Below are 4,626 nucleotides of genomic sequence, written 5' to 3'. Positions count from 1 at the left end.
TTAGTGAGGTTTCAGGTGGGTAGGACGCAAGCAAGCCTCGCTCGATTTCGTCGGCGAGGAGGTGCCACCACGCGATACCCCGGTGCCGTAAGAAGGGCGCGAATCCGGGCATGATTTGGTCAATTCCAGCGGTGAGCGGACTTTTTTCGAGAGAGTCGGCGAGGCCCATGAAGCCGGCCGGCTGTTCCGCAAAAAATACCGGCAAGTCCTTTTTGAGACACGCGAGCGCTTTGGCAATTCGTCGCGCCCGCTTCCCCCATTCAGTGTGACTCGGCGGCAAAAGTTCCGGGTCGGGACTCAGCATGTAAGCTTTGTCACGTTCCAAGTTTAGCGAAGGCGTAAGGCGGGCGATCGCGGGTTGGGGTAGCGGGGGGAGGCGGGCCATTCGCAGCCACGTCACAACTTCGGCGGGGGTAATTTCCTGTTCCTGCGGCCGAGATTGAGGGGGTTGCCCCCCGCTCTTGTTGCCCGTCATGTCCGGCCTCCGAACGCGCGGGCGAGCGCGGCATGGGCGATGCTGGCGACGATCGCGGCCTGCGTCGGTGATCCTGCCAGGGCTGCCAGTTCGGCCGCCATCTTGTCAGCGCGCGCGACGATATCGGCGAGGCGCGGTGAATTGTTGTTCGCCGGCAGTTTTGTGATAATCTCTCTTCGGTCCTGTAACACGGTCAACCTCCATTTTGCGGGGCCATCGGCGGGCGGTGTGTCACCACCGCTCGCCACCCCTTCACCGGCATCCGGCCGGCGCGGCCTCTATCAGCGGCGCAACTGCACCACCTCAGAAACTGGTTTCGCCTCGCCCATGCGCGCGGTGATGCTATCAGCCACCTTATCGGCGGCGACGAGCAGCGCGGTATCGGCGTGGTGGGAATACTTGCCCGTCACGCTTCGGGTTTTGTGCCCGATCAGCGCGGCGATCGTGGATTCCGACATGTTCAGATCGGCCGCGACGCTCGCGAAGCCATGGCGCATCGTGTGCGGGGTGATCTCGGTCGGCAGGCCGCCCAGCTTGGCTACGCGGTCCCACACGCGGGGAATCGAGGCGATCGGGCCATTACCCGACGCGGCGGGGAATACCCAGGGCGAGCCGGCGCGGCGTGGCACGGTGCCAAGCACGGCGAGAGCGGCATGAGATAGCGCGCGCATCGACTTGTCGGTTTTGGTATCTGGCAGCATCGCGGTGCGGGTCGCGCCGTCTATGTCGATCCATTGGAGATTGACCGCCTCGCCGCGACGCCAGCCGGTCAGTGCGAGAAACTTGATGCAGGCCGTGCCGATCGGGTGCGAGGTTCCGACTTGTGCCAGGCCATCGGCAAGCATCCGGTATTCGTCATCGCTCAATCGGCGGGATTTTTGCTTGTCGGCAAATCTGGCAACGCCTTTGACCGGGTTGGACGGGCACAAGCCTCGCTTCATGGCAAAGGTGAACAACGCGCCCAACAACCCGACTGTGCGGGCCGCAACGCCACGTCCGCCCGTCGCAACGCCACCCCGCCCTGCCCCGCGTGGTTGCTTTGTGTCGCCTTGGGCAACCCGATGCTGAAATGTTTCGACATCGCCCAGGGTGACAGCGTTCACCTTCATATCACCGAGCAGCGGCTTAATGTGCCACTCGATCCGACCCTTGTCCGTGTATATTGTCGAGGGTTTCTTTGGCCGGCCTTTTCGAACCATGAGGCTGGTCGCCACCTCACTCATATAAAGATCACACAATTCGGAAACCGTCATAGCGGTTTTGATGGCGCGGATGGCTTCGCTGGGGTCTTGCCCATTTCGGATCATCAGACGCCACTCGGTCGCCTTCGAGCGGGCATCCTCAATGTTCCAATCGCCACGCGCGCGACGGCCAATCGTGAGAAAGATTTGCTTGCGGGTGATGGGTGCCACGCCTTTGAACACGAACACCACGTCATCCTTTTGCCGGCGCGCGCCGAAACCGCGCACGATGACATCCCATAGGGTTTGACCGGGCGGTAGCTTGTCGAGGGCGGCGGCGGTGATGCGGGCTACGGCCATGGCCGGGCGGTCCTATCGGTTGCAACGCCATAGCTACACGGTCAGCGGGCGACGCGCAATGACGGGTTACGACACCATTAGGGAATTGCAGGGGTTTTTCGCACGCTGTCGCGCCCTGTCACCCTATGTTCGCGCCTTTACATGGCGGGGGTCACAGGTTCAATCCCTGTCGCGCCCACCAGATTTCCGAAGTAAGTACAGAGACTTATCAGGAAACCTGGCCCCGCTAATTCTGTTCCACTGAATTTTCGTCCCAATTCCGTCCCACTCCGCCCGTGACGTAACCCCTTGTGGTTGGCGTGAAGTACGGCACAATTGGTTTATGGCATCGATTTCTCCGCGTAAGGACTCCGACGGCAATCTCATCGGCTACCGGGTGCAAATCCGGCGCCGGGGTCATCCTCCGCAGGTGCGGACATTCCGACAAAAATCGGAGGCGATGATCTGGTCTCGCTCGATCGAGGGCGAGATGGACAAGGGGCTGTTTGTCGATTTCAGTGAAGCCGAGCGCACGACACTCGATGAGTTACTCGACCGCTACCGATCAGATGTGACGCCTGCCAAGCGGGGTGCTGCGGCTGAATTGTCGAAAATTGCCGTCATCAAACGCCATCCGATCGTGCGGCGACCGGTCGCCGGAATTACGGGGGCCGATCTCGCGCAGTATCGCGACGATCGCTTGCGCGAGGTATCGCCTGCAACGGTCAACCGCGAATTGACCATCGTGAGCCACGTGTTCAGCGTCGCCATGCAGGAATGGCGCATTATTCTGCCGCGGGGAAACCCTGTTATGGCGATGCGTCGTCCTCGTACGCCCGAGGGCCGCACACGGCGACTTGGCGACGGGGAAGAAGAGCGCATCCTTTCGGCCGCTTCGGCGTATGAGCGCACATCGAAAGCGATTCGGATGGCGAGCATCATACAGTTGGCATTGGCAACGGGTATGCGCCGCGGCGAGATTTCGGCGATGCGGTGGGAGTTCATCGACTTTCCGGGACGCACCATCCATCTTCCGGACACCAAAAACGGTACGGCTCGATCGGTTCCCCTATCGAAGGCAGCGGTGGCGATTTTGCAGGGTGTGGTACGCCGGAACGACGGTTGGGTATGGGGAACCGACATGGATCCGCATTCGATTACCCGGGCATTTGATCGGATCTGTGCGCGGGCCGCGATCAATGATTTGCGATTCCACGATCTTCGTCATGAGGCCGTATCCCGATTGTTCGAGACCACCGATCTGAGCGAGATGGAAATCGCGCGCATCACCGGACATAAAACAATGGCGATGTTGAGCCGATACACGCATCTGCGTGCAGGTCATTTGGCGGATCGGTTGGACGGTAAACGTCGAGGCGGTTGAGAGCTTCACGGTTCGCTCGTAACCTTCGTGACATATAAGTTCGAAGCTGTTGATGGACACTGACGTCGCCTATTCGGTTTAAGCCTCGGTCGTCGCAATGGGATGATAACTGACGGTCTGATCTTCACCGAATCGAATACCCACAGCTTCCAGAGCGATCTGTATCGCGGTGAGATTCGCCTTGGTGATAACAGGGACCTTATCATAGCCTTCAGCGCGAATGACGGTTGATCTGGCAATGCTGGCCCGCTGAGCGAGTTCAGCCGTCGACCAACGCATGATTCCGCGCGCGGCTCGAATTTGTACACCAGTGATCATCATTTTTCCCATATTACGACTGATATTATATTAAATGATTGACGGCAGCAAGTGAGTCTATTATACGACATACGAGCCTGTGCGATTGGCACGAGCCGTTGAACACCACACACCCTCTCGGGATAAAATTCTCGAAATTTTATGAAAATGACGGCCGGATTGTCCGGCGCAATGCGGCTGAACAAGGTGCTTCCAACACCTCGTCCAGCCTGACCTCAAACTGTGGAACAAACACATGTCTGAAGCTGCCGATCAGAATAACATCCGTATGCCGCAATGGCATAGTGGGAGCCGGCCGTCTGATCCATGGCCTGATCACAGCGAGTCGGATGACTCGAATATGCCTCCCCTGCTGCGGCTCATGAACGGCCTATCTGCTGAATTTCCTATCAACCAAACCTGCCGGCGTGGAAACGATCGGATAAGTCAAAACTATTCGCGCGCAGTGATGATTGGTGAAGCGGGCGCCCACCTCACCGTATCGCGATTAATCCGTTGGGGTTTTCCAGCGCAGCCTGCAATGGCAGGAGCACCATACGACATCGGTGTCGACCTACCGGATGGTCGCCACGCCAGAATCCAGGTCAAGACGACAACACGAACGAGGGGTGAAGCGTTCTTCTGGGCTTTGAAACGGGGCTGTTCAAGTTCGGCGTCAGGGACGCTCCACTATGAACAGGGTGACTTCGATATCGCCGCGCTGGTGGCATTACCGATCGACCGGGTACTTTTTCGGATTGCACCGTTTCATAATGCATCGGCGATGAGAACCTTGATGCTGGCGCCAGCGATCGAGCGGACGAGCTGGAATGCGGCACTTCGAAGGTTTGCGGCCCAGACTTTCAAGCAGACTTCGCCAGGTAAACGTCCTCGCCGACTGCGATGGTGCCGGTAGGTTGGACAGGTTCCGGGGGAGAATAAGCTAAGGC

At 59.0% G+C, this 4,626-nt stretch carries 6 protein-coding genes; 2 read left to right on the top strand and 4 right to left on the bottom strand.

Annotated features, from left to right (window positions below; all coding sequences use genetic code 11):
• From ACP5E6_RS16345 to ACP5E6_RS16335, 3 genes are all read right to left on the bottom strand, one after another.
• Window positions 1-304: hypothetical protein (locus ACP5E6_RS16345; protein WP_427955891.1), on the bottom strand; the 304-nt coding region annotated here is incomplete at its 3' end.
• A gap of 167 nt (window positions 305-471) precedes the next feature.
• Entirely contained in the window at window positions 472-666 is a 195-nt protein-coding gene (locus ACP5E6_RS16340) for a hypothetical protein (RefSeq protein WP_427955888.1), read from the bottom strand.
• Window positions 667-756: 90 nt separating this feature from the next.
• Window positions 757-2,016 carry a tyrosine-type recombinase/integrase gene (locus tag ACP5E6_RS16335; RefSeq protein WP_427955886.1) on the bottom strand — a complete coding sequence of 420 codons (1,260 nt, stop codon included), beginning with the start codon at window positions 2,014-2,016 and terminating at the stop codon, window positions 757-759.
• Window positions 2,017-2,338: 322 nt separating this feature from the next.
• On the opposite strand from ACP5E6_RS16335, the gene ACP5E6_RS16330 reads away from it, so the two are divergent.
• Window positions 2,339-3,379, top strand: a complete 1,041-nt coding sequence (locus ACP5E6_RS16330) for a site-specific integrase (protein WP_427955883.1) — start codon at window positions 2,339-2,341, stop codon at window positions 3,377-3,379.
• Between the two features lie 78 nt (window positions 3,380-3,457).
• Here ACP5E6_RS16330 and ACP5E6_RS16325 read toward each other — a convergent pair whose 3' ends face one another.
• Complete coding sequence (locus ACP5E6_RS16325) at window positions 3,458-3,709, bottom strand: XRE family transcriptional regulator (RefSeq protein ID WP_427955880.1); 252 nt, start codon at window positions 3,707-3,709, stop codon at window positions 3,458-3,460.
• Window positions 3,710-3,932: 223 nt separating this feature from the next.
• Here ACP5E6_RS16325 and ACP5E6_RS16320 point away from each other — a divergent pair, with 223 nt between their 5' ends.
• Complete coding sequence (locus ACP5E6_RS16320; RefSeq protein ID WP_427955877.1) at window positions 3,933-4,592, top strand: hypothetical protein; 660 nt, start codon at window positions 3,933-3,935, stop codon at window positions 4,590-4,592.
• The last annotated feature ends 34 nt before the right edge of the window (window positions 4,593-4,626 follow it).

Source organism: Acidiphilium sp., assembly GCF_049977125.1.
GTDB lineage: Bacteria > Pseudomonadota > Alphaproteobacteria > Acetobacterales > Acetobacteraceae > Acidiphilium.
Note: the sequence above shows the minus strand (reverse complement) of the source record. Positions and strands in the feature narration are given on the sequence as shown.